Origin of the sequence: Shewanella aquimarina, assembly GCF_023349185.1 — a bacterium.
Taxonomy (GTDB): domain Bacteria; phylum Pseudomonadota; class Gammaproteobacteria; order Enterobacterales; family Shewanellaceae; genus Shewanella; species Shewanella aquimarina.
This window is the reverse complement of the sequence record NZ_JAKIKY010000011.1, coordinates 73,838-98,379: the sequence shown is the minus strand read 5'-3', so window position 1 is coordinate 98,379 and position 24,542 is coordinate 73,838. Positions and strand designations below refer to the sequence as shown.

General features: G+C 52.6%; 23 protein-coding genes. 13 read left to right on the top strand and 10 right to left on the bottom strand.

The genetic code is table 11. The features are described from left to right. Positions 1–320: 320 nt before the first annotated feature. On the top strand, positions 321–1,523 hold the full coding sequence (locus L2731_RS14235; protein WP_249253912.1) for a cyclic di-GMP phosphodiesterase: 1,203 nt from the start codon (positions 321–323) through the stop codon (positions 1,521–1,523). 106 nt (positions 1,524–1,629) lie between these two features. Here the strand turns inward: L2731_RS14235 and L2731_RS14230 are convergent, their stop codons facing one another. The 8 genes from L2731_RS14230 to L2731_RS14195 all read right to left on the bottom strand — a co-directional run bounded on the left by L2731_RS14230 (position 1,630) and on the right by L2731_RS14195 (position 9,876). Continuing rightward, positions 1,630–2,160 carry a CIA30 family protein gene (locus L2731_RS14230; protein ID WP_249253809.1) on the bottom strand — a complete coding sequence of 177 codons (531 nt, stop codon included), beginning with the start codon at positions 2,158–2,160 and terminating at the stop codon, positions 1,630–1,632. Positions 2,161–2,253: 93 nt separating this feature from the next. Continuing rightward, on the bottom strand, positions 2,254–2,859 hold the full coding sequence (locus L2731_RS14225) for an HAD family hydrolase (protein WP_249253807.1): 606 nt from the start codon (positions 2,857–2,859) through the stop codon (positions 2,254–2,256). A gap of 284 nt (positions 2,860–3,143) precedes the next feature. Beyond that, positions 3,144–3,947, bottom strand: coding sequence for a tryptophan synthase subunit alpha (trpA, locus tag L2731_RS14220; protein WP_249253805.1), 804 nt, complete (start codon positions 3,945–3,947; stop codon positions 3,144–3,146). Continuing rightward, positions 3,940–5,148 (bottom strand): tryptophan synthase subunit beta, encoded by a 1,209-nt coding sequence (gene trpB / locus L2731_RS14215; protein WP_249253910.1) that lies wholly within the window; start codon positions 5,146–5,148, stop codon positions 3,940–3,942. Before trpB ends, trpA begins: the two co-directional genes overlap by 8 nt. Positions 5,149–5,199: 51 nt before the next feature. Beyond that, positions 5,200–6,651, bottom strand: a complete 1,452-nt coding sequence (gene trpCF, locus L2731_RS14210) for a bifunctional indole-3-glycerol-phosphate synthase TrpC/phosphoribosylanthranilate isomerase TrpF (protein WP_249253803.1) — start codon at positions 6,649–6,651, stop codon at positions 5,200–5,202. Beyond that, positions 6,651–7,700 carry an anthranilate phosphoribosyltransferase gene (gene trpD, locus L2731_RS14205; protein ID WP_283165085.1) on the bottom strand — a complete coding sequence of 350 codons (1,050 nt, stop codon included), beginning with the start codon at positions 7,698–7,700 and terminating at the stop codon, positions 6,651–6,653. The genes trpCF and trpD overlap by 1 nt, the downstream gene beginning before the upstream one ends. A 2-nt stretch (positions 7,701–7,702) precedes the next feature. After that, the gene (locus L2731_RS14200; RefSeq protein WP_249253800.1) at positions 7,703–8,311 is read right to left on the bottom strand and encodes an aminodeoxychorismate/anthranilate synthase component II; all 609 of its coding nucleotides are present in this window, start codon (positions 8,309–8,311) and stop codon (positions 7,703–7,705) included. Then, positions 8,308–9,876: an anthranilate synthase component 1 gene (locus L2731_RS14195; RefSeq protein ID WP_249253798.1), complete on the bottom strand. Its 1,569-nt coding sequence runs from the start codon at positions 9,874–9,876 to the stop codon at positions 8,308–8,310. The genes L2731_RS14200 and L2731_RS14195 overlap by 4 nt, the downstream gene beginning before the upstream one ends. Before the next feature lie 445 nt (positions 9,877–10,321). Between L2731_RS14195 and rnm the strand changes: the two genes are divergently transcribed. The 7 genes from rnm (at position 10,322) to L2731_RS14160 (ending at position 18,720) form a co-directional block, all read left to right on the top strand. Next, on the top strand, positions 10,322–11,182 hold the full coding sequence (gene rnm, locus L2731_RS14190; protein WP_249253796.1) for an RNase RNM: 861 nt from the start codon (positions 10,322–10,324) through the stop codon (positions 11,180–11,182). Next, positions 11,179–11,799 carry an L-threonylcarbamoyladenylate synthase gene (locus L2731_RS14185; protein WP_249253794.1) on the top strand — a complete coding sequence of 207 codons (621 nt, stop codon included), beginning with the start codon at positions 11,179–11,181 and terminating at the stop codon, positions 11,797–11,799. The genes rnm and L2731_RS14185 overlap by 4 nt, the downstream gene beginning before the upstream one ends. Positions 11,800–11,981: 182 nt before the next feature. Beyond that, on the top strand, positions 11,982–12,770 hold the full coding sequence (locus L2731_RS14180) for a segregation and condensation protein A (RefSeq protein WP_041511005.1): 789 nt from the start codon (positions 11,982–11,984) through the stop codon (positions 12,768–12,770). A 15-nt stretch (positions 12,771–12,785) separates the two neighbouring features. After that, positions 12,786–13,403, top strand: a complete 618-nt coding sequence (scpB, locus tag L2731_RS14175; RefSeq protein ID WP_249253906.1) for an SMC-Scp complex subunit ScpB — start codon at positions 12,786–12,788, stop codon at positions 13,401–13,403. Beyond that, entirely contained in the window at positions 13,396–14,262 is an 867-nt protein-coding gene (rluB, locus tag L2731_RS14170) for a 23S rRNA pseudouridine(2605) synthase RluB (RefSeq protein ID WP_041511006.1), read from the top strand. The genes scpB and rluB overlap by 8 nt, the downstream gene beginning before the upstream one ends. A 334-nt stretch (positions 14,263–14,596) precedes the next feature. Further along, a complete protein-coding gene (locus tag L2731_RS14165; protein ID WP_249253792.1) occupies positions 14,597–15,511 on the top strand; it encodes a sialidase family protein in 915 nt (304 codons plus the stop codon). 590 nt (positions 15,512–16,101) lie between these two features. Next, complete coding sequence (locus L2731_RS14160; protein WP_249253790.1) at positions 16,102–18,720, top strand: TonB-dependent receptor plug domain-containing protein; 2,619 nt, start codon at positions 16,102–16,104, stop codon at positions 18,718–18,720. 155 nt (positions 18,721–18,875) lie between these two features. On the opposite strand, the gene L2731_RS14155 is transcribed toward L2731_RS14160, so the two are convergent. Continuing rightward, positions 18,876–19,232 carry a TraR/DksA family transcriptional regulator gene (locus tag L2731_RS14155; protein ID WP_041511011.1) on the bottom strand — a complete coding sequence of 119 codons (357 nt, stop codon included), beginning with the start codon at positions 19,230–19,232 and terminating at the stop codon, positions 18,876–18,878. Between the two features lie 210 nt (positions 19,233–19,442). After that, positions 19,443–20,372, bottom strand: a complete 930-nt coding sequence (gene dusC, locus L2731_RS14150) for a tRNA dihydrouridine(16) synthase DusC (protein ID WP_249253788.1) — start codon at positions 20,370–20,372, stop codon at positions 19,443–19,445. 440 nt (positions 20,373–20,812) lie between these two features. On the opposite strand from dusC, the gene L2731_RS14145 reads away from it, so the two are divergent. The 5 genes from L2731_RS14145 (at position 20,813) to apt (ending at position 24,319) form a co-directional block, all read left to right on the top strand. After that, positions 20,813–21,253: an HvfA family oxazolone/thioamide-modified RiPP metallophore gene (locus L2731_RS14145; protein ID WP_249253786.1), complete on the top strand. Its 441-nt coding sequence runs from the start codon at positions 20,813–20,815 to the stop codon at positions 21,251–21,253. A gap of 103 nt (positions 21,254–21,356) precedes the next feature. After that, positions 21,357–22,193: an HvfB family MNIO-type RiPP peptide maturase gene (locus L2731_RS14140; RefSeq protein WP_249253784.1), complete on the top strand. Its 837-nt coding sequence runs from the start codon at positions 21,357–21,359 to the stop codon at positions 22,191–22,193. Further along, entirely contained in the window at positions 22,194–22,937 is a 744-nt protein-coding gene (locus tag L2731_RS14135; protein ID WP_239850855.1) for an HvfC family RiPP maturation protein, read from the top strand. A 299-nt stretch (positions 22,938–23,236) separates the two neighbouring features. Further along, complete coding sequence (locus tag L2731_RS14130) at positions 23,237–23,605, top strand: YbaN family protein (RefSeq protein WP_239850854.1); 369 nt, start codon at positions 23,237–23,239, stop codon at positions 23,603–23,605. Between the two features lie 159 nt (positions 23,606–23,764). Then, on the top strand, positions 23,765–24,319 hold the full coding sequence (gene apt, locus L2731_RS14125; RefSeq protein ID WP_083764354.1) for an adenine phosphoribosyltransferase: 555 nt from the start codon (positions 23,765–23,767) through the stop codon (positions 24,317–24,319). Positions 24,320–24,542: the final 223 nt, after the last annotated feature.

Genomic DNA, 24,542 nt, shown 5'->3' with positions numbered 1-24,542 from the left:
TTGGGTAGGGCAAACGGTGCTGCGAGGTGAAACCGGCGCAAATGCGATGAAATTCCCTTAATCTGGGTTAGCGCACACACAGCTTTTATTGTCGCTGTTGCTCTTTTGGGCAATCACGCTGCTGGGATATTGTGGTTGTTTACTCTATGTTAATGATTATTGGTGAGATTTTTGATATACCTCAAATCTTGATGATTTTGAGGCGCAGTTTTTTGTTAAAGCTTGTGTTACATTTTTGCAGATGATGCCAAGCTGTTTGTGTGGGCCTTGGTGCATCACAGCAAGCAGTGAATTTCCTCCTGGGGGCGGGCGTACAGCATATGATAGTGGAACTGGATGTTTCGGAATTGACCGTTGGTATGTATGTGGTTGAGATCACTCAGCCCAAGGGCAAGTTTCAACTGGCGGAGCAGGGATGGATCACTAAACAACAGGTGATAGACGGATTTAAGCACAAAGGCATCGAAAAGTTATTGGTCGATGCCAGTAAGCGACGTGTGCCGCAAACCGCCCCCGCTCAGGAAAAACAAGCTAGGCAGATAGCACCTTCAGGGGCAGCAAAGCAGACTCCAGGGCTTTTTAAACGGCGATTGACCGAGGCCAAGCAGTTGTTTAATGAGTCGAAGGCGATACAGAGACGCCTGTTCGATGATGCGCAAAACGGCGTGCCCCTCACCCTTGAACCGGTAAAACGGGTCACTGAGCAGTCTATCGAGGCGATATTTGATAATCCCGATGCGCTGGCCTGCGTGATCAACATACGCCATAAGGATCAGTACCTGCTGGAGCACTCGGTGGCCGTGTCTGTGTTGATGACGATTTTTGCCTGCTACCTCAAGATAGATAAGGAGATAGTGCGTGAGCTGGCGATCGGTGCCTTCTTACACGATGTGGGTAAGATCATGATCTCCCCCAGCATACTCGACAAGCCGGGTCGGTTAACGGCCGAGGAGTTCGAGGTGATGAAGACCCATGCCAATCACTCCATCAGTATCATAGAGAAGACCCCCAACATCAGCCCCCTCAGCCTGGAGGTGGCCAGACTTCACCATGAGAAGCTAAACGGTAAGGGGTATCCGTTTGGCGTCTCTGCCGAGGCGATCTCCCGTTATGGGCGGATGATTGCCATCTGTGACATCTTCGACGCACTAACCGCCAATCGCTGTTACAAGGCGGGTTATCCTCAGGTGAAAGCCTTTAGCATCCTAAGGGCGCTAGGGGAAAATAATGAGCTGGATAGTGAATTGGTGGATCATTTCATCAAGTGCATGGGAGTCTATCCCGTGGGTTCTCTGGTGCAGCTGGAATCTAATCGTCTGGCGATCGTCGAGAGTCATAACCATCAAGACCCTATCCGCCCCAAGGTGAAGCCCTTCTACAGCTTGAATCCCAATCATTTCGAGATCTCCGCCAATATCGATCTGGCGGCGATGCGTGACGACATCATAGTCAAGAATGTCCGCGCCGATGATTTCGACCTCGACATGGACGAGATCATCGAGTTTCTCTCCCACGAGGGCTAGCGATTTTTTGGTCAAGCGCTAGCTTATTAACGCCTTAGCTTTTTTAGCCCTTAGCTCATTTAACCCCTAGCCCTTTAACGGCCTGAGTTAATTGGGCTTTCCTGGATCATTGAGAGGCCGGTGTGTATTGAATGGCCAGCTCGGCGAGTTGCAGCTCAAAATCTCCCGCCTGACCATTGCCAATCAATAGACCAACGGCGACCAGTTGCGTCAGGTCTGGGTAGGGGCGCGTTGGATAATCCGCGCCGCGAAAGGTCTCGATAAACTCCCCTGGGGCAAAGGTCCACTGCTCGAGTCTGCCCGCCTGGGTATCGAAGTTTGCCTTGTAGTTGACCAGCTCGCCCTGTTTAAGCACTTTGAGTCTGAGCTGGTAGTGCTTGCCATCGCCTAAGGTGGTGAGGCGAATGCCGCCTGGATGAGCCTGTTGCAAAATCTGCTGCTCTTCCTGGCTTAGGGTGCGCGACACTGAGGCGAAGCCGCCGTTGTTCTCGAGGGAGACATTGCCGCTAAAGCGCAGTCGATATTGCTGATTGGCGTTGAGGAACTCACTCAGCTCACTCTGGGAGCGGCCTCCCATTACCCCATCGTTGACGATTTGCCAGTGACCTGGGTGAGTCAGTAAGGCTAATGTTTCCATCTTAGTATCGACTCCTTGGACAGTGAGAAGGTAAGGGCCTAGTAAGGTCAAGCCAAGTAGCATCTTCATGTGCGCTGCTTATTATTTGCAAGCTCAGGCGCACAGAGAGATGGAGGGCAAGGCCCTGTGCAGCGCCATGAGATCCCTGAAGATGTAGCTGGCGCCATGCTGCTCGCCGTAGGCTCTCTGCTCGCTGAGCAGCACAGATGGCATGCCCGCTCGTTTGGCGGCCTGGATATCATAGTGATGGTCACCTACATAGGCTATCTGCGATGGTGGCTGCTGCCACAACTTTGCTAGCGCTAGCAGACAGCAGGGATCGGGCTTGGCCGGGCCATCGTCGCGGCTGAGAATGAGATCGATCGGCAGGGCGCAGCGCTCTATCTTTAATTCGGCCGCCTGGCGGCTGTTGCGAGTGACGATTGCCGTGGGGATCTGTTGCAGCAGCAGAAAGTCCAGCAGAGCTAAGGCGCCACTCATCGCTTTGGCGCTCATAGCGTCCAGGTGCTCGGCCTGGGTGATGATGCTATGGGCCTTCTTCGCACGCTCTGTTGGCAGCTGCTGCACGAAGGCGAGAATATCCTGGTCTAACGGGCAGCCGACCGCCTGCTTGAGGGCCTTAAAGTCGAGGGAGCTGCTTACTAAGGTGCCGTCGAGGTCGAAGATCACTCCCTTAAACAAGTTATTAAAGCTCTGCATGGCGTGTCCTTATCTAGATTGAAGGTGAAATCTGTCGTTAAGAAGGCTGCTGTTAAGAAGGCTGTTGTTAAAAAAGTCGCTAGCTTAATAGCTATAAGTATAGCCAGTAGCTGCCTGTCACTCCTGTCAGGGTTGACATTAGCGAGCGTTTCAAGCGCCAGCTCCCTTGGGGTTTGCCTGAGGAGATACGGCGCCCGGCGACTAATGGATCAGTACCTGGGAGTAGCGGATAAAAAAAATCCCCGCTGGTGCGGGGATCTTAGATTAGATGAAGATGCTAGCGCTTAGGTCGCCGCCTTCATCTCACGGGTAAACTGGCCCAGGGCGCTGAGCAGGGCCTGCTCGTCGTCTTGATGGGCCTCGATGATCTTCACCACGGCAGAACCCGAGATGGCGCCTGCCGCACCCGAAGCTATAGCAGCCTTGACCTGAGCAGGCTCTGCGATACCAAAGCCCAGTAGGGGCGGCGGCGCGTCGAAGGCTTTAAGCTGGGCCAGGATGTCATCCAGCGGCATGCCTGCCTTCGAATCTGTGCCCGTGACGCCGGCGCGTGATAGCAGGTAGGTGTAGCCCTGGCCCTGCTCGGCCACCTGGCGCAGCGTCTCGGCATCGCCATTGGGCGGCGCGATAAAGATAGGCGCTACGCTGTGAGCTTTGGCGGCGGCGATAAAGGGGGCGGCCTCTTCAACCGGCACGTCGGCGATCAGCACAGAATCCACGCCGGCGGCCTTGGCCTTGGCGTAGAAGGCTTCGACGCCGTTAGCATACACCAGGTTGGCATACAGCAGCAGGCCGATGGGCAGATCAGGGTACTTGGCGCGCACCGCAGCGATGATCTCGAAACAGCCACCCGGCGTGGTGCCCGCGGCTAAGGCGCGCAGGTTTGCGCCCTGGATCACCGGGCCGTCGGCGAGAGGATCGGAGAAGGGAAAGCCAAGCTCCAAGGCATCGGCGCCGTTTTCCACTAAGGTCTCGATGATCTTCAGCGACAATTCTCTGTTGGGATCGCCTATGGTGACGAAAGGCACGAAGGCGCCGCGCCCACTTGCGTTAAGTGCGGCAAATGCTGCCTGATAACGGTTACTCATTGCCGCTCTCCTCGTTGTTTGCTTGTTGTTTCTCTAAGATATCGGCGACGGTGAAGATATCCTTGTCGCCTCGTCCAGAGAGGTTTACCACCAATAGGGTCTCCTCGGTGGCGGCCTCGGCCAGCTTGATGGCATAGGCCAGGGCATGGGCCGATTCAAGCGCCGGGATGATCCCCTCGCTACGGGCCAGCAACTGGAAGGACGCTAAGGCCTCATCATCCGTGGCCGACTCATAGGTGGCGCGACCGGTCGCCGCCAGGTGGGCGTGCTGTGGGCCCACAGACGGGAAGTCTAAGCCTGCCGAGATGGAGTAAGACTCCTCAATTTGGCCCTCTTTATCTTGCATCAGCGGCGCCTTCATGCCGAAGAAGATCCCCGTCTTGCCGTGCTTGAGTGGTGCACCATGTTTAGGGGTGTCTATGCCGAGTCCTGCGGGCTCGACACCGATTAATTTCACCGAAGGCTCGTCGATAAAGTCGGCAAACATGCCGATGGCGTTTGAACCGCCGCCGACACAGGCGATCACCGCATCGGGCAGACGACCCTCACGGTCAAGTATTTGCGCCTTGGTCTCTTCGCCTATCATGCGCTGGAATTCGCGCACTATGGTGGGGAAGGGATGGGGGCCAGCGGCGGTACCTAGCAGGTAGTGAGCCTTGTCGTAGCTGGCAGACCAGTCGCGCATCGCCTCGTTGCAGGCATCTTTCAAGGTGGCAGAACCTGAGGTGACCGGAATCACCTCGGCGCCCATCAGGCGCATGCGGAACACGTTGGGCGATTGACGTTCGACATCTTTGGCGCCCATGTAGACCTTACACTTGAGCCCCAATAGCGCGCAGGCCAGGGCCGTGGCGACGCCGTGCTGTCCGGCGCCGGTTTCGGCGATGATCTCTTTCTTACCCATACGCTTGGCCAGCAGGGCCTGACCCAATACCTGGTTGGTCTTGTGGGCGCCGCCATGGAGCAGATCTTCACGCTTGAGGTAGATCTTCACCAGAGGATTAGGGCTGAGGTTACGGGTTAGCGTCAAGGCGGTCGGTCTGCCGGCATAGTTTTTCAGCAGATCGGTAAATTCGGCTTGAAAGCTCGGATCGTTCTGCGCATCGACGAAGGCGGCTTCGAGCTGCTTGAGGGCGGGCATCAAAATCTGCGGCACAAACATACCGCCATATTCGCCGAAATAAGGGTCCAGCTTAGTCATCATAAAGCTCTCTCTGTATGGGGCGGCGCCGTTAAGGTGCGCCGCAAAACGTTAATATTCTCTAAGGGCGGTAAAGGCTTGCTTGATAAGCTCTGCATCCTTGATGCCGGGAGCCGACTCGAGGCCCGAGTTAAAGTCCAGGCCGAAGAAGTCCTGCCGGGCGGCGTCGAAGGCATTGCCTGCGTTGAGCCCTCCGGCCAACATGGCATCAGCCTTGTTCGGCAGTTGCTGCTGCCAGTTAAAGGCATGGCCCGTGCCGCCAAACTGCACGCCGTCTGTCGCCTTTGTCTTGCTGTCGTAGAGCAGGCGATCGGCATTGGCTGGCGTGGAGGGGGCCTGGCAATCGTCGCTATCGACGCTGACGGCTACCGCCTTCCAGATCTGGGTCTGGCAATCAAGTTCATTTAGCTTAAGTCTGAGCTGATCGATATCGTATTCGCTCTCCTTGCCGTGAAGCTGCACGGCGAAGAGATTGAGGCGCTTGGCCAGTTCGGCAATGGTGCCCGGCGTTTCGTTTACGAATACGCCGACGAAGTTGAGCGCCTTACCTGTGTTTCGCTGCTGCTCGACCAGGCTTAGCGCCTGCTCTGGGCTGACATAGCGGGGTGATTTTTCGGCGAAGATCAGGCCGCCATAAATGGCGCCTGCTTCGGCAACGGCGCGCATATCTTCGATGCGGGTCAGGCCGCAGACCTTGTTGTGACCCAGGGTGAGCGTGCGACAGGCGAGATCCAGATCTGGCTCGGCCATCAAGGAGCTGCCCACCAGGAAGCCATCGACCAGCGGGCTCAGGCGTCTCACCTGCTGCTGAGTGTAGATGCCTGATTCGCTGACAACCACGCGGTCAGCCGGGATATGCGGTGCGAGCGCCTCAGTGGTCGCCAGATCTGTGGTGAGATCCCTCAGGTTGCGATTGTTAATCCCTATGATGGCGGCGTCCAGGGCGATGGCGCGCTTGAGCTCCTCCTCGTTACTGACCTCTGTCAGCACATCCAGTTGGTACTGGGCAGCCAGGTTCGCGAGCTGTTGATAGCGCTCATCATCGAGCACAGATAGCATCAGCAGTATGGCATCGGCGCCTTGGTGGGCCGCCAGTTTTACCTGGTAGGGATCGACGAAGAAATCTTTACATAAGATGGGCTGAGTCACCCGTGCACGCACCTTTGGCAGGTAATCCATGTCGCCCTGAAAAAATTGCTCGTCGGTCAGTACCGAGATGGCGGCGGCGTAATGCAGGTAGACATCGGCAATGGCTTCAACATTAAAGTCTTGTCTGATAAGCCCTTTTGAAGGGCTGGCCTTCTTGCACTCGAAGATGAAGCCGGCGTTGGGCGCCTTGAGGGCCTGATACAGGCTGCGGTTCGACACCTTAGGTGCTAGCGAGGCCTCGGGGAAGCGCTGTTTCAGGGCGGCAATATGGGCCGGTTTAGTGTCGACGATACGGGTCAGCACATTGCTGCTTGTCTTGGATCCGCCTGTTTGACTGTTTACACTTGCTTGCATCAGTTTGTTCCTAGGTTGTCACTTTGGCTCGCGCTAGCAAGCTGCTCGAGTAGGGTGTATGCCTTGCCGCTGGCGAGGGTGTCGAGTGCCAGCGCCGTGCCTTGCTGTGGGCTGTCACAGCAGCCAGCCACATAGAGGGCGCAGCCTGCATTGGCGGCTACCGCCTCAGTGTGCGCTAACTCGCCATGGCCTTGCAATATGGCGCGGGTGATTTCGGCGTTTTCTGCAGGGCCGGCGCCGGCGAGATCGCTTATCTCGGCGGGGCTTAGCCCCAGGGCCTCTGGTGAGAGGTAATATTCGACGATTTCGCCCTGTTTCAGCTCACAGACTAAGGTCTCGCCGTGTACCGCCACCTCATCCAGGCCGCTGCCGTGGACCACCATGGCGCGTTTGACGTCCAGCGCCTTAAGCACGTCGCAGATAGGACGCACCAGCATAGGATCATAGACCCCCAGTAGCATGTAGTCGGGCCTAGCTGGATTGATCAATGGACCTAAGACGTTAAACAGGGTGCGGGTCTTTAGTGCCTGACGCACAGGCACCGCGTGGCGCACGCCGCCGTGATAGTGGGGCGCGAACAGGAAACAGAGCCCCAAGTCGTCGAGACAGTCTCTTGCGGTCTCGGGCGCCATGGTGAGATCGATACCAAACTGCGCCAGCAGATCAGACGAGCCAGACTTGCTCGATACGCTGCGATTGCCGTGCTTGGCCACCTTAGCGCCCGCCGCGGCGGCCACGAAGGCTGAGGTGGTCGAGATGTTGATGGTGTTGTGACCGTCACCGCCCGTACCCACGATATCCACTATGCCCTGGGTGCGTGTCGCCTCACTGGGGGCGGGAAAGGCCTTGGCGGCTTGCAGCAGGGCGTCGGCGGCGCCGGAGATCTCATCTATGGTCTCGCCGCGCATCTTCATCGCGACCAACATGCCGGCCATGGCTACGGGATCCATCTTGCCCTCGACTATCTCGCTAAACAGCGCCTTGGTCTCCTCGCGACTGATGGTTTGCCCCTGATAAAGCCTGTCGAAAATCGGCTGTAGTTCACTCATTACTATACTCCTTGGCCGCTGCTAAATTGGGCATCTTGGGTCAGGTAGGTCAATGTCTGGGTCAGCAACTGGCTGCCGAGTGTGGTCAAGATAGACTCGGGATGGAACTGAAAGCCTACCGCCTTGACGCTCTTGTGGGAGATGGCCATGGGCATCTCCTCTGTGGTGGCGATCACCTCGAGGCAGTCGGGCACCTGTGTCGCTACCAGGCTGTGGTATCGGGCTACCGGCAGCGGCGAGGGTAGGCCGGCAAATATCCCCTGGCCGTTATGTTCGGTTGGGCTAGCCTTGCCATGAACCACCTGCTTGGCGCGCTCCACCTTACCGCCGAAGTGTTCGATCATCGCCTGGTGGCCTAAACAGATCCCCAGCATGGGCACCTTGCCAGCTAACAAACCGATGAGTGCCATCAGGCAGCCCGCCTCATGGGGGGCTCCCGGGCCGGGGGATAATACCAGCGCTGCCTTGCCTTGCTCTTGCAGTAGCTTGTCTGCAATAAACTGGGCATCTAAGTCGTTGCGGTAGATCACCACCTCGAAGCCCAGGCTGCGGAACTGATCCACCAGGTTGTAGGTAAAAGAGTCGAAATTATCCAGTAGGTAGAGCTTCATTGTCCGCCTCCCATCTTGATGGCTGATATGACCGCCTGGGCCTTCTGACGGGTCTCGTCGGCTTCGGCCTGGGGATCTGAGTCATACACCACGCCTGCGCCGGCTTGAATATGGGCCGTGCCCTCTTTTACGAAGGCGGAGCGGATCACTATGCAGGTGTCCATGTCGCCAAGGCCATTGAGGTAGCCCACGGCTCCGCCATAGCTGCCACGGCGGGTCTTTTCGGCGCCGCGAATAAGCTGTGCCGCGCTAACCTTAGGGGCGCCGGTTAGGGTGCCCATGTTCATGCAGGCCTGATAGGCGTGCAGGGCATCGAGGTCGCTTCTAAGCTGGCCGGTGACCCGGCTGACCAGGTGCATCACGTGGGAGTAGCGATCCACTTTCAGCAGCTCGGCCACCTTGCGGGTGCCGCTCTGGCTGATGCGGGCCACATCGTTGCGGGCCAAGTCCACCAACATCAGGTGTTCAGACAGCTCTTTCTTATCCAGGCGCAGTTCCAGCTCGATGCGGCTGTCGAGATCGAAGTCGATGTCGCCGCTCGCCGTCTTGCCGCGTTTGCGGGTGCCGGCGATGGGGTAGATCTCCACCTGATTGGTGCTGGCCTCATATTTGAGGGCGCTCTCTGGCGAGGCGCCAAACAGGGTAAAGTCATCGCCTCTGAAGTAGAACATGTAGGGACTGGGATTGGTTTCTCTGAGGGCGCGGTAGGCGCCCAGTGAGCTCGGGCAGGGAAGGCTGAAGCTGCGCGATGGCACCACCTGAAAGATATCGCCGGCGACGATGTGGGACTTAAGATCTGTCACTATGCTCTTAAACTCATCATCGGAAACATTGACCTCGGCTTCGCAATCGACAGGAGATAGTGGCGCTACCTCAGGTAGCGAGCCGCAGGCTTGGCTGAGCTGGGCGCGCCGCTCGGCCAGTGTCGCCGCGACTGATGATGTCTTAACATCGGTCTGCTGGGTAAAATCATGGCTGATGATGTCGGCGCTGCGGGTTTGGTGATCCACCAGAATAAGGGTTTCCGCCAGATAGAAGAGATAGTCGGGGCAGGTATTGGCGCTTTGGCTCACCTTGGGCAGCGGCTCTACCGTGTCGATAAGATCGAACGCCAGCACGCCGCCGAGAAACAGGCTCTCAAACTGGGCATCATCGCCCATGTCGATATGTTTTATCAGGCTGCGCAGGCCATCTAGGGGCGAGGTCGACTTTAATCTGGCATCTTCATCCAGTAGGCCCGCATCCTTTTGCAGGGTAAGGGTTAAGGTCTTGCCTTCGAGTTGATGCTCGTCGCTGCCGAAGAAGCAGGCAATGGGGCCGAGTAGCGCCTGACCATTGTCGCTCAGCGCGGTGAAGCTGAGCTGATAACCTTCACAACGTATGGCCAGGGCTGCGTGGGTCATGATGATGCTTTTGAGGTGATCCTTACTGTCTATCTCAGCCGATTCCAGCAACATGGTGTGTGCCGCATCTTGCGTCAGGTGCTGATACAGCTGGAGAGGATCGTCATGATAGGTGATCCGCTCCTTTATGGTGTTGACGCTGGCCAGAAACTCTTGCCCCATATTTGCGCTCCTACTTGCCGGTAGTGGACTAACTCGATTGTTTGTTTGGGTTAGTCGTGTATAAATCTATTAATAAAATTAGGCGATTAAATGCAAAAAGCCCGCATCGAATGCGGGCTTTTTGTTTAAATCTTGTCTCTTTTACATGAGCACAGAAATTCACACCACCCGCTAAGTTGGGAAGTGCCACCACCAGTTGATGTTGTTGAATTGCTGTATCGTCATTTCAGTACTTAACTCATGTGAAAGTAAAATCTTTTTGATGGCTATATAAAAGCATCCCCTCTGTGGCCTTGTCAATTGAATATTTTTCTATTTGGCGTATTTATCATCTTGAGATCACAATCTGCATCAAATGCCGATAAGATTTAACGATTCCCATGCAATTTCGTCCAATTTCATCCAATTAGATGTTTCTAATAACAAAGTCGAGTAGAATAAAGGGATGACAGATGAAACGCGTTTAATCGATCTTCACAGCCACACCACGGCATCCGACGGCCAGTTAACCCCGTCTGAATTAGTGGCCAGAGCCCTGGATAATGGGGTGCAGATGTTGGCCATTACCGATCACGATACCTTAGCCGGCCTCAAGGAAGCCCATAGCTTCAACGAGGGTCAAGCCGAGCCTTTGACCCTGATTAACGGCTGCGAAATCTCCACTCGTTGGAATAACTTCGATATTCATATCGTTGCGCTCAATATCGACCCCGAACATCAGGGGCTGGATGCCTTCTTGACCGAGCAGCGAGCCTTGCGTGAGGCGCGGGCGATGGAGATTGGTGTGCGTCTTGAGAAGGCCGGGATCAGCGGTGCCTATGAGGGCGCCAAGGCGTTAGCCGAAGGCGCCGCCCTGAGTCGCGGCCATTATGCCCGCTGGTTAGCCGATAACGGCTATGCCCCCAATGCGGCCGCGGTATTCAAGAAGTATCTGGCGCGGGGCAAGACTGGCTATGTGCCCAACAATTGGTCCGATATGGAAACCGCTATCGCGATCATTCATGAGGCGGGCGGCGTTGCCGTATTGGCGCATCCCAGCGGTTACAAGCTGTCGGCCAAGTGGCTAAAGCGCCTGGTGCGTGAGTTTAAGGCCGCTGGTGGCGATGCCATGGAAGTGGTGTTGGGTCAGCAGACCCTGGACGATCGTAACAATTTAATTGCCTTGAGTCGGCTTAACGAACTATACGCCTCCCTGGGAAGCGATTTCCATTTCCCCGGCAGCTGGCTCGAGTTAGGTAAAAATATGTTCCAACCCCAAGGAGTCGATTGGGTGTGGCAAATGGATAATTGGATGGTAAACCCATGAGTCAATTTTTTTATGTACATGAGGAAAATCCTCAGGTTCGCCTGATTAATCAGGCGGTGAATGTGATCAAGCAGGGTGGGGTGGTGGTCTATCCCACAGACTCTGGCTATGCCTTAGGTTGCCTGCTGGGCGAGAAAGACGCGATGACCCGCATAGTGCGTATTCGTCAGATAGAGAACGATCATAACTTTTCCTTGATGGTGCGTGACCAGTCCGAGCTGGCGACCTATGCCAGGGTGGACAATCAGGCTTACCGCGTGCTGAAGCACAACACACCTGGGCCATACACCTTCATCTTCAAGGCGACCAAAGAGGTACCTAAGCGCCTGCAAAACCCGAAGAAGAAGACAATCGGTATTCGCGTGCCGGACAATGTGATTGCTTTGGCGCTTCTGGAAGCGCTCGATGCGCCGCTGATGTCCACCAGTCTTATCCTACCGGGTGAAGAGTTTGCCGAGTCAGATCCCGAGCACATTCGCGACATCCTTGAGCATCAGGTGGATGTGATTATTCATGGCGGTTATCTGGGTGAGAAACCTACCACGGTTATCGATCTGTCTGAGGGCGATATCGAGATTCTACGTGAAGGCGTCGGTGATGTTAGCCAGTTTGGCTAAAGCCCTGTCTATTGGCCAAATTTGCAGGTATAATCGCGCGTTTGGTGTCGATTAGCCTCGCCTTGGCTGGATGATTATCCGCCGTCGAACGGTGCAGGTCCTCACCATTTAAGTTACGGATTTAGTTAGTTATACCTTTAGCTTCCGGCAGGGTGATACCTGCCGGGTGACTTGGAGAGCGGATGCAGGGGACTCAGCAAAGTTTACCTTTGGCCCTGGTCAGGGGCGAACCCGTCAGAGAACTGCCGGCGGATCTCTTCATTCCGCCCGAGGCGCTGGAGGTATTTCTCGAGTCTTTCGAAGGGCCGCTGGATCTGCTGCTCTATCTTATCCGCAAGCAGAAGCTGGATATTGTTGAGATGGCCATTGCGCCGGTAACGGATCAATATCTTGAATACATTGAACTCTTGCAAGGCGCTCGGGTAGAACTGGCCGCCGACTATCTGGTGATGGCCGCGACCCTGGCCGAGATAAAGTCGCGTCTCTTGTTACCAAGGCCCGAGCTTGAAGAGGAAGATGAGGCGGACCCACGAGCCCAGCTGATCAGACAGCTTAAGGCCTACGAGGTGATTAAAGATGCGCAGCAAAGGCTAGATGCCTTGCCGCGACTCGAGCGGGATGTGTTTCAGGCCAAGGTGCTACCAGCGCCGGATATCAAGCCTGTGTTGGTGCCGCCGTCAGTGTCGTTGGTGGAGTTAGCCGGTGCCTTCGCGGCCGTGTTAAAACGGGTCGAGGCCACTGAGCATCACCATGTGAGACGCGAGCAGCTGTCGACACGGGAACGCATGACGCAAATATTGGCTATGCTAGAAGGCAAGTCCTATGTGCCTTTTGAGCAGCTATTTGATGTTTCTGAGGGGCGAGCTGGCGTGGTGGTGAGCTTTCTTGCGCTGATGGAGCTGGTGAAAGAGCTTTTGGTCGATCTGATCCAGGCGCAGCCGCTGTCGACCATACATGTTAGGGCCTATTGATTGTCGAGTAAGAAACTGCAAATAAATCCGGATCAGCTCAAACAGCTGATTGAAGCCAGTCTGTTTGTGATGGCTAGGACTGTCTCTATCAAGCACTTAAATGAAAGTGTGCTGGCAAACTTTAGCGTCTCCCGCGCCAAGGTTAAGGCCGCCATTGAGGAGTTGCAGCAAGATTATCAGGGGCGCGGCATAGAGTTAGTCAAGGTGGCGGGCGGCTATCGTTTTCAGTCCATCGAGACCTTGAGTCCCTATCTGCAGCCACTGTGGCAGGAGAAGGCGCCGCGCTATTCGCGAGCGACGCTGGAGACGCTGGCGGTGATCGCCTATCGTCAGCCGGTTACTCGTGCCGATATAGAGTTTGTTCGTGGTGTGGCGGTGGGAAGTCATATCATAAAGAGTCTATCCGATAGACACTGGATTAAGATAATCGGTCATAAAGAGGTGCCGGGCAGGCCCGCACTCTATGCGACCACAAATGAATTTTTAGCCTATTTTGGCTTGGACAGGATTGCGGACCTTCCTCCCTTATCCGATGCCGAGTCACTAGCGGCGCTGTTTGGACAAACACAGGTGGTCGAGTCGGCCCCTGACAATACAGCGCCTAAAACCGATGAAGAGTCTACTAATGAGTGAAAAATTGCAGAAAGTCTTGGCCCGTGCAGGCCATGGCTCCCGTCGTGAGATGGAGGCATGGATTGCTGCAGGTCGAGTTAGTATAGACGGTGAAATTGCCAAACTTGGCGATCGTATCGAGGCCGATGCCAAGGTGCGTATCGATGGCCGTACGGTATCGATCAAGTCTGAGGATGACTTGGTTTGCCGTGTGATCGCCTATCACAAGCCTGAAGGGGAGATCTGCAGCCGCAAAGATCCCGAAGGGCGCCCGACGGTATTCGACCGTTTACCTAAGACCCGCGACTCACGCTGGGTTGCGGTGGGACGTCTGGATATCAACACCTCAGGCCTGTTGCTGTTTACCTCTGACGGTGAACTGGCTAACCGCCTGATGCACCCGTCCCATGAGGTGGAGCGTGAATACGCTGTTCGTACCTTTGGTGAGGTGACCGACGCCTGTATTCAGCGTCTGCGCACCGGCGTGACCCTGGAAGATGGCCCGGCGCATTTCGATAAGATAAAGCCAGCCGGTGGCGAGGGCATGAACAAGTGGTGGCATGTGTCGCTGGCCGAAGGTCGTAATCGTGAGGTTCGTCGTCTGTGGGAATCTCAAGAAGTCCAGGTGAGCCGTCTGATTCGTATTCGCTACGGTATGATAGATCTGCCCAAGTCACTGCCTCGTGGCGGCTGGGTCGAGCTGCCGATAGAGCAGGTAAACTATCTGCGTAAGCTGGCCGGCCTAGATGAAGAAACCCGCACCCTGCTGGGCACAGACAAACACAGTGTGGCCCGCGCCAAGGTGAAGAGCGCTAAGATCCGCCGCGCCGTGCGTAAGCATAAGACTACAGCCGGTAAGACGCCGCGCCAGAGAAGCTAGGTTAAGCCGATTAGCCCATGTATCAAGAAAGCCTTACTCTTTTGAGAGTGAGGCTTTTTTATGTCTGTATCATTTTTCTGCTGCGTTATCGCTCATTGATGTAGTGCACTACATGACAATCGCTCTGCCTTGTATAAAAGCGATACAGAATGCAGCAAAAATGAACGCGAAAGATCAACAGACCTAGTCATGTTGGTAGTGGTGCTTGCGCAGAGCCAGACCTTAGCCATTGGTTATAGACTGTTTTTAACTGTGTCTTGGCTTGAGTCACGAACCTTATTCGGCCATCATTTTAGTCGGCCATCATTAATGCAATCAATGTGCGGAGAAACACATGAAACTAATCTCAGTAGCCAAGATTTGGGACGCTTCGCCCCACAACGCCTTTACGGATCTGGTGCGTTTTAAAAACAAGTTGTATTGCGTATTTCGTCAGGCCAGTGCCCATGTGTCGCCAGACGGTGCACTGCGGATCCTTAGATCCGATAACGAGGGGCAAAACTGGCAGAGTGTCGCCCTTGTCGATGTCGACTTTGCCGATCTAAGAGATGGTAAGTTGGTGGCCTACAATGACAGATTACTGCTGTTTGGTGGCGGCGCTATGCATGAGGGGAAGGGCGAGGGCATGCGCTCTTACTGCTGGCAATCCCACGATGGTGAGCATTGGTCCGCTCCCAAGGCGCTGGTGAAAGAGAAAGAGTGGTTATGGCGCATCACGCCGCACAAGGGGCACTTGTATGGCATCGCCTATTTGTGTCACGAACATGATGGCTATGCGGCGCTATATAAAAGTAATGCAGACAGGGATTTTCAGCCCCTGGTGGAAAAGCTGAGTCAGGCGGGTTATGTGAATGAGTCCGGCCTAGTGTTCGATGAGCATGATAAGGCCATCTGTCTGCTGCGCCGGGATCCGCTTTGGCAGACCGATGAGCGTGCATTACTGGGTGAGTCAGCGCCTCCTTATACCCAGTGGTGTTGGCAAGTGACAAATTGTCGCGTGGGGGGACCTGTTACTTTTCTCTATCAGGGTAAGCTCTATGGCGTGGTACGCCTGTATGACGACAGAGTGCGCACCTCTCTTGTAGCGATCGATCGGCAAACGGCTCAGATAGAGGAGCTATTGACTCTACCCTCGGGTGGCGATACCAGCTACGCAGGTGTCGTGCTGAAAGATGATACATTAATGCTGAGCAATTACTCCTCCCACGAAGGTACTTGCGCTATTTATTTCGCAAAAATTGCCCTTTAACATATTTAAGACCGAGTGAGACATCATTTGGTCTTTATCACTTCTGTATTTTCGCATTTTGTTTAGTCAAATATCCTGAATGTCAGTTCTTTCTAATTCTGTGACTTTTTAATTTATTTTTAAGATAAAGGTTAAGGTGTGTAATAGATAAGTTTTAATGTTTTTGTTGTTAAAATTGTTATTTACCCTTTCTTACCGTCCAGATACATTATTTTACATTGTTACTTTTGTAGTTGTTTTTTATATTTAATTGATCTTTCGCTAAGCTATTAAACATATTTGGCACAGACGTATTAATTTGTATCGTCTGATTGTTTTTTCATTTTTACATTTTCTGATAACCTTGGTTGTCATAATAACTCGTTGAAAATCAAATGTATGGTTCGTTTTTGGCAGGCAATGGTTATCGTTTTTTATTATCGAGTTGTATCAATGTTTATCATTGTGGTTATTTTCGTGTTAACTGCGTTGACTTATTTTATCTTTTTTCACAATATCTTCACTGAAGGGCATTCTTCTTATTTTAAAAATAAAAAATAAATTAATGATCGAAACTCAGATTGTCTGATTTCGTATTGTGAGGGAAACATATGAACTCTTTGACCTTAACAGCAAAAGCGGTTCGCGTAGGCTTATTTGCCGCCGCGACATCTAGCATTGCATTTTCTGGTATCGCAATTGCTGAAGAGCAAAGCGATAAAGTTGAACGCATCGAAGTCACTGGCTCGCGTATTAAAAGAACTGATATGGAAGGTTCTTCTCCGGTAACTACGATCAGTGTGGCCGATATTGAGAAGACAGGTGAGATGTCAATTGCTGACGTATTGCGCCGTAGTAACTTAAACACTTTCGGTTCGTTTTCTGAATCATCAGGTAGTACCTGGCAGAGTCAGGCCAACATCTCTCTTCGCGGTGCTGGAGCTGATCGCACCTTGGTGCTGCTAAACGGTAAACGTATGCCGGGTTCACCGACTATGGGGGGGACTGCTGTAAACCTTAATACAATCCCTACGGCAGCGATTGAACGTATTGAAGTGCTTACCGATGGAGCCTCCGCTGTTTATGGTTCGGACGCGGTTGCTGGCGTAGTCAATATTATTTTGAAAAAAGGCTTTGAAGGTCTCGAGGTTTCGGCAACAGGTACTAGTCCAGATCAACCTGGTGGTGAGGAATGGAAAGCACACGTTGTTGGTGGAACCACGAGCGACAAAGGAAGTTTAACGTTCTCATTTGAGCACCAAAATCGAGAGATTATCTATCAACGTGATCGTTGGTTTTCAAGCTCTACTAACGTGTTAGCCGATAAGTATGCCGATACTACAGGGGTATCAGCCTACGCTCGTAACTTCCTGGATATGACTACATTCCAGTTCAAGCCGATGGCTGCTTGTGACAACGAAAAAATGGTCGGTGGCGGTCATGTTTATGATTATGGTGATGGTGACTTTATCTGCGGTTATGACTATACCTCTGAAGCAGCAGATCACGCCGCTCGTCAGTATACCGCGGGTTATGTTACTGCAGATTACGAGATCTCTGATGAGATCCGTTTCGAAGGTCAAGGCCTATTTAGCCGCAACGAAACCTTTGGTCGTTACGCACCTGCTGCAGGTTGGTTTAACGTTGACGCAGGTCAGCTAGACGTTCAGAACTATGATGCCGATGGCAACTATATTAATACCACTAAAAATGAAAATGCCGGTCGAGTTTACTATCGTTTCACTGATGTGGGTACACGTGATTCTACGACGATTGACTACAGCACGGATATTCAGCTTGGTTTAGTTGGCGAACACAATAGCTTTGGTTGGGATTTTACCTATCACTATAACCTAGCGGAAAACAGCAACTATGGTACGGGTTATGTTCACCGTCCAACAGTGGAAGCGTTGGTGAAGAGCGGTGAGTTTAATTTTGGCCCTGAAGGCAATAGTGCCGATGTTGTAGCGGCTATTTCACACGATACACTAGCTCAAGATATCATGGAGTTTCAAAGCGTTAATGCAGGCATAAACTTTGAAGCGTTAGAGCTACCCGGTGGATTAGTGGGTTGGTACTTCGGTTCTGAATTTATGCAGTATAAGTACAAGTCTAAGGTAGATGCAGAATCAGCAGCTGGGGAGGTTATTGGTTCTTCAGGTAACGGTTCGGGTGGTGATCGTGATGTATTCGCGTTGTTTGGTGAATCTATTTTGCCTATTACCGATGATTTAGAGCTGAACCTTGCTTTCCGTTACGATAATTACTCAGACTTCGGTACCGCGACCACACCGAAAGTCGCACTACGTTATCAAGCATTAGATAACCTGGTTATACGTGGTTCTTGGGGACAAGGTTTTAGGGCGCCTGCACTATCAGATTTGTATGCAGCGGACTCTTTCAGTGCTGATTATGCGACAGACTATCATTATTGTGAGTTGCAGGGCACTGCACCTTCCGATTGTCGTTCGACTCAATATGACGTGACTCGCACAGCAAATGAAGATCTTGGCCCTGAGACGTCAGATTTTTACAACGTGGGTGTTATCTGGAACATCACAGACAGCTTAAGCACTAAAGTTGAGTACTACAGCTTATCAATTGATGATGTGATCACCTTCGTATCTCTAGATTCGCTGTTAAGAGAAGAAGCAAAAGTCGGTTACGGCAATCTATCTCGAGGTGAAATTATTCGTGCCGGTGACAGTCCAGACGGTAAGATTCTCGAAGCGACCACACCACTGGTTAACGGTAATGGCTTCGATACGTCGGGTATTGACTTCAACTTGTCCTTAGCCCCAATTGAAACGTCAATTGGTGACTTTGGCTCAAGTTTTGATTTGACCTATGTTCTTACCTATGAAGATGAAGAGTACTTTGATGGTCCTGTAAACAATATGGTTGGACGTAATGGTTTGCCTGATTATCGCTTCACATGGGTAATTGATTGGACCTATGGCGACCATGGGGTGTCATTATTGACCCAACATATTGCTGGTCAGGCGGAAACCACAGATCCTACAACGTTTGAAGAGATTGGTAGTCTACCTTCTCAAACTACCTTTGACCTAAGCTATAACTATATGGCGCCGTGGAGTGGTAAGTTTGCGTTGGGTATTCGCAACTTAACTAACGAAGATCCAGTATTGGATTCCAACTTAGCATACGATTCAGCGCTGTATAACTTGTATGGTCGAACTTACACAGCCTCTTATACACAGAAGTTCTAAATCGTTATTCACCCTCCCTGTGACTTAACGATAGAAGCCTCCTGATTCAGGAGGCTTTTTTTATGTTTGACGTAATGCTTTTGGTTTGGCCATCGATGACTGACGTGGCTAAGCGAGCTGCTCGATGACAAAGCAGGCCGCTAATAAAGGTGTGGCTAGTGGGTAAGCCTGAGCTCGTGTCTATGCTCGTGGGAGTAATCGGCGGCGCACTGGGTGCAGCGCTGTTCAAGCGGGTTGGCGTTGAGCCGCTCGGCTTCGATATCGGCCTCGCAGTCTGAACATAGGCCATAGAGTCCAAGGTCGAGCTGGCATAGGGCTGCATCGAGTTGGGTCAGCTTGATAAATAGCGGTTCGTCGGCCAATTTGGCTGAGGTCATCTCGTCTATTAATGAGGTCAGCGAAAGCTGCTGGGTATCGAGCGTTATTTGATGTAATGCCAGCAGGGTACCTAACTCTTTCCTGAGATTCGCTTCAAGCACCGACAGTTCATGTCTGATATGGGATCTGCTCACAAATCATTGCCTAGTTGATATTCTTAGATAATCAGTCTAAACCGCTTGGGCGTCTTAGCTATGACTAAGATCAAAAGTCGGTGACTTTTATGGTGAATCTCATTTAGGGATGTAAAGATCAGACCAGTTAAGGCGAGACTGGGCTAGTTTTTTGTCGCGCCTTACGTTAGGGAGGGTTAGCAGACGCGACAGAAGGGCATAAGGTGAGTGTTAGCTGCCGCGCAGCAGGGATAAGATACTCTGGGTATCTTTCAGTACACGCACCTGACGGAACAGGGCTTCGCCCTCCTCATAGTGACGGGCGATAAACCTGAGCCACTGTTTGATACGCGCCGGATAGTATTTCTCTTTCTCGCTGACGATCTCAAACTCCGAATACTGCAGCAGTAGCGCCAAAACCTCAGTCCAAGGCATGGGTGACTGATTACCTTTAACCACGTGGGCCAGGTTAGGAATGGTCAGGGCGCCGCGTCCTAGCATGACATCATCACAGCCGCTGGCCTCGCGGCATTTGAGGTAATCTTCTCTGCCCCAGATCTCACCATTGGCGATGATGGGCAGGGAGGTCACCGATTTGATCTGCGCTATATATTCCCAGTGGGCCGGTGGCCGATAGGCCTCCTCTTTAGTGCGGGCGTGTACCGTGAGCTCGGTGGCGCCGGCCGCTTCGATGGCCTGGGCGATTTCGGTGCAGCGGCTCTTGTCATCCCACCCCAGACGGATCTTGGCCGACACGGGTTTGTCCCTGGGCACCGCTTGCCTGACGGCCTGGGTCACCCGGTAGATGGTCTCCGGCTCCTTTAATAGTGCGGCGCCGCCTTTACTGCGATTAACCATAGGTGCCGGGCAGCCATAGTTAAGATCCACGCCGCGAGAACCCAGCTCGACGGCGCGAATGGCATTTTCGGCCATCCAGTTGGGTTCCTGTCCCAGCAGTTGCAGGCGTACCGGAGTGCCGGAGGCGGTTTTACATTGATATTTCAGTTCGGCGCAGAGTCGGTAGAAGACTTTTTCAGGCAGTAGCTGATCGACAACGCGAATAAATTCGCTGATCACCATGTCATAGCCGCCAACGCTGGTTAGCAGGGCTCGCATCGGGGCGTCGGCGACGCCTTCCATCGGGGCTAATATGACACGCATGATTCTCGTTTTCTCATTAATTCAAGGCGCGGGGCCTAAATGGTGAACCTGTTGGCCATGGTGTACGTACTGCTTCAGTACTGCATTGCCAGGCCGGGTAAAAGGGCGCTTATTCTACGTCAAGCGCCTGGCATATACAAAGCCTGTGTGCGTGCGGGAAGGGGTGGGGATAACGGCTGTGCCCAGCCAAACTTATGAGTCAGATGCGAGCATCTTTTGTTATCTATGACTGGCTTATCGATTTTTAGTCAATAAAGACGTGAGATCAATCGATTACTGCTGTTTAGATGCTTGCGCTAACACATAATTTGGGTCATAAATGTGATGCCTGATAAGTTTTTTGAAATAAAAAGCTAGGGGGCCGGGTCATATTATCCGAGCCAGCAACGCACTGATGTTGGCAAACCATTGCATATAAGAGATCAACAAAGGAAGAGATTATGAAATTAGTTAAGAATACTGCTGTTGCTGTAGCGTTAGGCACTGTGTTTGTTGGTAGCGCGTTTGCGGCGCAGGCTCAAGCTAATCCGTTTGGTTACAGTGAAATGCAAGCTGGTTACCAGATCGCCGATGGCGAAGGTAAGTGTGGCGAAGGCAAGTGCGGCGAGAACATGAAGAAAGGCGCCAAAGAAGGGAAGTGCGGCGAGAACATGAAAGCCAAAGAGGGTAAATGTGGCGAAGGTATGAAGAAAGGCGCCAAAGAAGGTAAGTGTGGTGAAGGTAAGTGCGGCGCTCAGATGAAGGCTCAGAAAGAGGGTAAGTGCGGCGAGAACATGAAAGCCAAAGAAGGTAAGTGTGGCGAGAACATGAAGGCCAAAGAGGGCAAGTGTGGCGAAGGAATGAAGAAAGGTAAAGAAGGCAAGTGTGGCGGCCATAAGTAATAGGCCTTAAGGGATTTTCCCATGTCGATTAGGCCAGTTTTTACTGGCCTAATTCTTTTTAGCCAGGGGCAAACGAGTCCATTTATTCACTAGAGGTAAGGTGATGATGACACAAGCAAAGGTGGGCCTGGGCCTGCGCCGAGAGATGCTCAATGAATTTTGCCAGTCGGTTCCAAGTGCCATCGATTTTTTCGAGGTGGCGCCTGAGAACTGGATGACACTTGGCGGTAAATTTGGCCGTCAATTTAGGCAGTTAACAGAGAAGCACAAGTTTTTCTGCCACGGGCTGTCGCTCTCTATCGGTAGTCCGGAGCCCCTAGATACGCGTTTCGTTAAGCAGGTTAAAACCTTTCTCGACCATCATGGTATCGATATCTATTCGGAGCACCTAAGTTACTGCTCGGGCAAGGGCCATCTGTATGACTTGATGCCTATCCCCTTTACCCATGAGGCGGTGCGTCATGTTGCTAAGCGAATTGAGCAGGTTCAGGACATTCTTGAGCGCCCCTTCATCTTGGAAAATGTCTCTTTCTACGCCGCGCCCGGTAGCGAGATGAGTGAATGCGAGTTTGTCAATGCCGTGCTGGAAGAGGCGGATTGTCGACTGCTGCTGGATGTGAATAACATCTATGTTAATTCGATTAATCATCAATATGATGCCGAGGCCTTCCTGAAGGCCATGCCCAGTGAACGCATCGCCTACCTGCATATTGCCGGTCATTACGATGAGGCGGAGGATCTTAAGGTTGATACCCATGGCAGCGATGTTATCGATCCCGTCTGGCGCTTGTTAGCGCTTTGCTATCAGACCCACGGCGTGTTTCCAACCTTGCTCGAGCGCGACTTTAATATTCCCGCCACCGCAGAGTTGCTAAAAGAGATCAATAGGATACACGACTATCAGGCCCAGGCATTGCAGCCCAGTCACCGGAGTGCCTAAATGAGTTTTACCCAAGTTCAACAGTCGTTCATCGATTACATCAAAGATCCCTCATCGCCCCTGCCGCAGGGGACAGATGCCAGACGCATGGGGATCTATCGCGAGCTGTTTTTTAACAATGTGAAGGGCTTTGTCGCCAGCGGCTTTCCCGTGCTCTGCTCCCTGTATGAGGAAGAGACCTGGCAGGCGCTCGTTCAGCGGTTTTTTGCCACACACGACTGCCAGACGCCGATTTTCATCGAGATTGCCCAGGAGTTTTTGCTGTTCTTGCAAAACGAATATCAGATGAGCGAGCAAGACCCGGCCTTCATGCTCGAGCTGGCTCACTACGAATGGTTGGAGCTGGTGGTTGCCACGGCACCCGATGATAGACAGTCCCAGCGCCTGGATGCACAAAGCATAGAAGCGCGTCCGCTGGCGTTAAGCCTGGCCGCCCGTGTGGCGCAATATCATTTTGAGGTGCAGCGCATCAGCCCAGACTATCGTCCCGAGCTGCCCAGTGAGCAGCCGAACTTTTTCTGCCTCTATCGGGATAGCAGTGATGAAGTGTGTTTCTTGCAGCTTAATCCGCTTACCGCTCAGGTACTTGCCTACATAGGTCAACAAGATGGTGTGGGCTTTACGGCCTTGTGTGACTGGTTAACCCAGCTCTACCAGCAGATGCCCAGGCAGCAGATTGTGGAAGGCTGTAGGCAGCTGCTAGCGGATATGGCCGAGCGGGGGATAGTGGTCGCCGCGAGATAAAATTTGTCCAAATTAGTCCTTTCTATCGTGCTGGCTTGTCTCTATAATGGCGGCGAAAATTGATCTAGATCAATAAAAGTTGTCAATCATGAGTGAGGAAAGTATGAGTCAGCCGTTTAAAGACCCGTTTAATTTTGTTTATTTTCTTGGTTTCTTGCTGGTAATGATGTTGCCTACGCTGCCAGCTACCCTGTCATGGTTGAAACACCTAAACCTGATCTCTTAAGCATCTAGCCTAACGAGCGAACTCAGGTATACTAACCACTCATTTATGAGTGGTTTTTTTATGCGAGGAATTCATGGTCATCAAGCGGGGCTTCTATTTACTCATAGGCCTTAGCAGTCTGTTTTTGGGCCTGCTAGGCATCGCCGTTCCGCTTTTGCCGACTGTGCCTTTTATTTTGCTAGCGGCCTTCTGTTTTGCCCGCTCGAGTGAACGTCTCCATGCCTGGCTGATGACCCACCCCTGGTTTGCCGATGCGCTGCAGAACTGGCACAACGAGCGTGCCATTCGCCGCGGCTTGAAGCGCAAGGCCTATATCGCCACCTGTTTAAGTTTTAGCGTGAGTATCATCTTGGTGCCGCTGCTGTGGGTGAAGTTGATGCTGCTGGCCATGCTGACAGGCTTGCTGCTTTACCTTAGGCAAATTCCCGAATTAGATGACTGATTGTGAACTTAGGTTGTGAACCTTGGCGGTGAGTTTGGTTAAGCTTTGTGACATTCGCTGTTGCAACCCATACCAAAGGAGCTTAAGCTTTAGCCGAAAATTCTAGTCAAAACTGGCCCTATGGCCAGTTTGTCCTTTTTAAGGGCTCAAACGAAAAAGATGGTAGTAATGAATACAGACAAGTTAGCCTTGATCAAGCAGAGCATTAAGACAATTCCAGATTATCCGAAACCAGGGATCATGTTTCGCGATGTAACCAGTTTAATGGAAGACCCAGCGGCCTATCAGGCGACGATTGCCCTGTTTGTTGAGCGCTATAAAGATCTTGGTGTGACCAAAGTGGTGGGCACCGAGGCACGTGGTTTCCTTTTCGGCGCGCCTCTGGCGTTAGAGCTTGGCGTCGGTTTCGTGCCTGTACGTAAGCCAGGTAAACTGCCGCGTGAAACTATCTCTGAGAGTTATGAGCTGGAATATGGCCATGACATGCTGGAGATCCACACGGATGCCATTAAGCCGGGCGATAAGGTTTTGGTGGTCGACGATCTGCTTGCCACTGGCGGCACTATCGAAGCGACAGTAAAGCTTATCCGTCAGCTAGGCGGCGAGGTTGAGCATGCGGCGTTTGTGATTTCTCTGCCAGAGCTTGGCGGCGAGCATCGTCTTGCCGAGATGGGCCTCTCATTGATGACACTATGTGAGTTCGAAGGCGAGTAATACCGTCTAATTGATCACTCATGTCGATCATATAAGTGCGGTGGCTATGCCGCGGCATTTTGCTATCAGGGCCTCTGTGATGTTAGGCCGATGAGATATGTGAACCTGCTGTCTACCCCATGGGATTGATGGCGTGGGAGAAGGCGAGCATTGCCCTGTTAACTCGCTAAAGACTGACTAAAGAGTGGCTCAAGATGGCTTAGAAATCGGCCTTTAAATGGCT

Coding starts and splice junctions, on each gene's coding strand:
- L2731_RS14235 (WP_249253912.1), top strand. CDS start 321: ATGATAGTGGAACTGGATGTTTCGGAATTGACCGTTGGTATGTATGTG.
- L2731_RS14230 (WP_249253809.1), bottom strand. CDS start 2,160: ATGGAAACATTAGCCTTACTGACTCACCCAGGTCACTGGCAAATCGTC.
- L2731_RS14225 (WP_249253807.1), bottom strand. CDS start 2,859: ATGCAGAGCTTTAATAACTTGTTTAAGGGAGTGATCTTCGACCTCGAC.
- trpA (WP_249253805.1), bottom strand. CDS start 3,947: ATGAGTAACCGTTATCAGGCAGCATTTGCCGCACTTAACGCAAGTGGG.
- trpB (WP_249253910.1), bottom strand. CDS start 5,148: ATGACTAAGCTGGACCCTTATTTCGGCGAATATGGCGGTATGTTTGTG.
- trpCF (WP_249253803.1), bottom strand. CDS start 6,651: ATGCAAGCAAGTGTAAACAGTCAAACAGGCGGATCCAAGACAAGCAGC.
- trpD (WP_283165085.1), bottom strand. CDS start 7,700: ATGAGTGAACTACAGCCGATTTTCGACAGGCTTTATCAGGGGCAAACC.
- L2731_RS14200 (WP_249253800.1), bottom strand. CDS start 8,311: ATGAAGCTCTACCTACTGGATAATTTCGACTCTTTTACCTACAACCTG.
- L2731_RS14195 (WP_249253798.1), bottom strand. CDS start 9,876: ATGGGGCAAGAGTTTCTGGCCAGCGTCAACACCATAAAGGAGCGGATC.
- rnm (WP_249253796.1), top strand. CDS start 10,322: ATGACAGATGAAACGCGTTTAATCGATCTTCACAGCCACACCACGGCA.
- L2731_RS14185 (WP_249253794.1), top strand. CDS start 11,179: ATGAGTCAATTTTTTTATGTACATGAGGAAAATCCTCAGGTTCGCCTG.
- L2731_RS14180 (WP_041511005.1), top strand. CDS start 11,982: ATGCAGGGGACTCAGCAAAGTTTACCTTTGGCCCTGGTCAGGGGCGAA.
- rluB (WP_041511006.1), top strand. CDS start 13,396: ATGAGTGAAAAATTGCAGAAAGTCTTGGCCCGTGCAGGCCATGGCTCC.
- L2731_RS14165 (WP_249253792.1), top strand. CDS start 14,597: ATGAAACTAATCTCAGTAGCCAAGATTTGGGACGCTTCGCCCCACAAC.
- L2731_RS14160 (WP_249253790.1), top strand. CDS start 16,102: ATGAACTCTTTGACCTTAACAGCAAAAGCGGTTCGCGTAGGCTTATTT.
- dusC (WP_249253788.1), bottom strand. CDS start 20,372: ATGCGTGTCATATTAGCCCCGATGGAAGGCGTCGCCGACGCCCCGATG.
- L2731_RS14145 (WP_249253786.1), top strand. CDS start 20,813: ATGAAATTAGTTAAGAATACTGCTGTTGCTGTAGCGTTAGGCACTGTG.
- L2731_RS14140 (WP_249253784.1), top strand. CDS start 21,357: ATGATGACACAAGCAAAGGTGGGCCTGGGCCTGCGCCGAGAGATGCTC.
- L2731_RS14135 (WP_239850855.1), top strand. CDS start 22,194: ATGAGTTTTACCCAAGTTCAACAGTCGTTCATCGATTACATCAAAGAT.
- L2731_RS14130 (WP_239850854.1), top strand. CDS start 23,237: ATGGTCATCAAGCGGGGCTTCTATTTACTCATAGGCCTTAGCAGTCTG.
- apt (WP_083764354.1), top strand. CDS start 23,765: ATGGTAGTAATGAATACAGACAAGTTAGCCTTGATCAAGCAGAGCATT.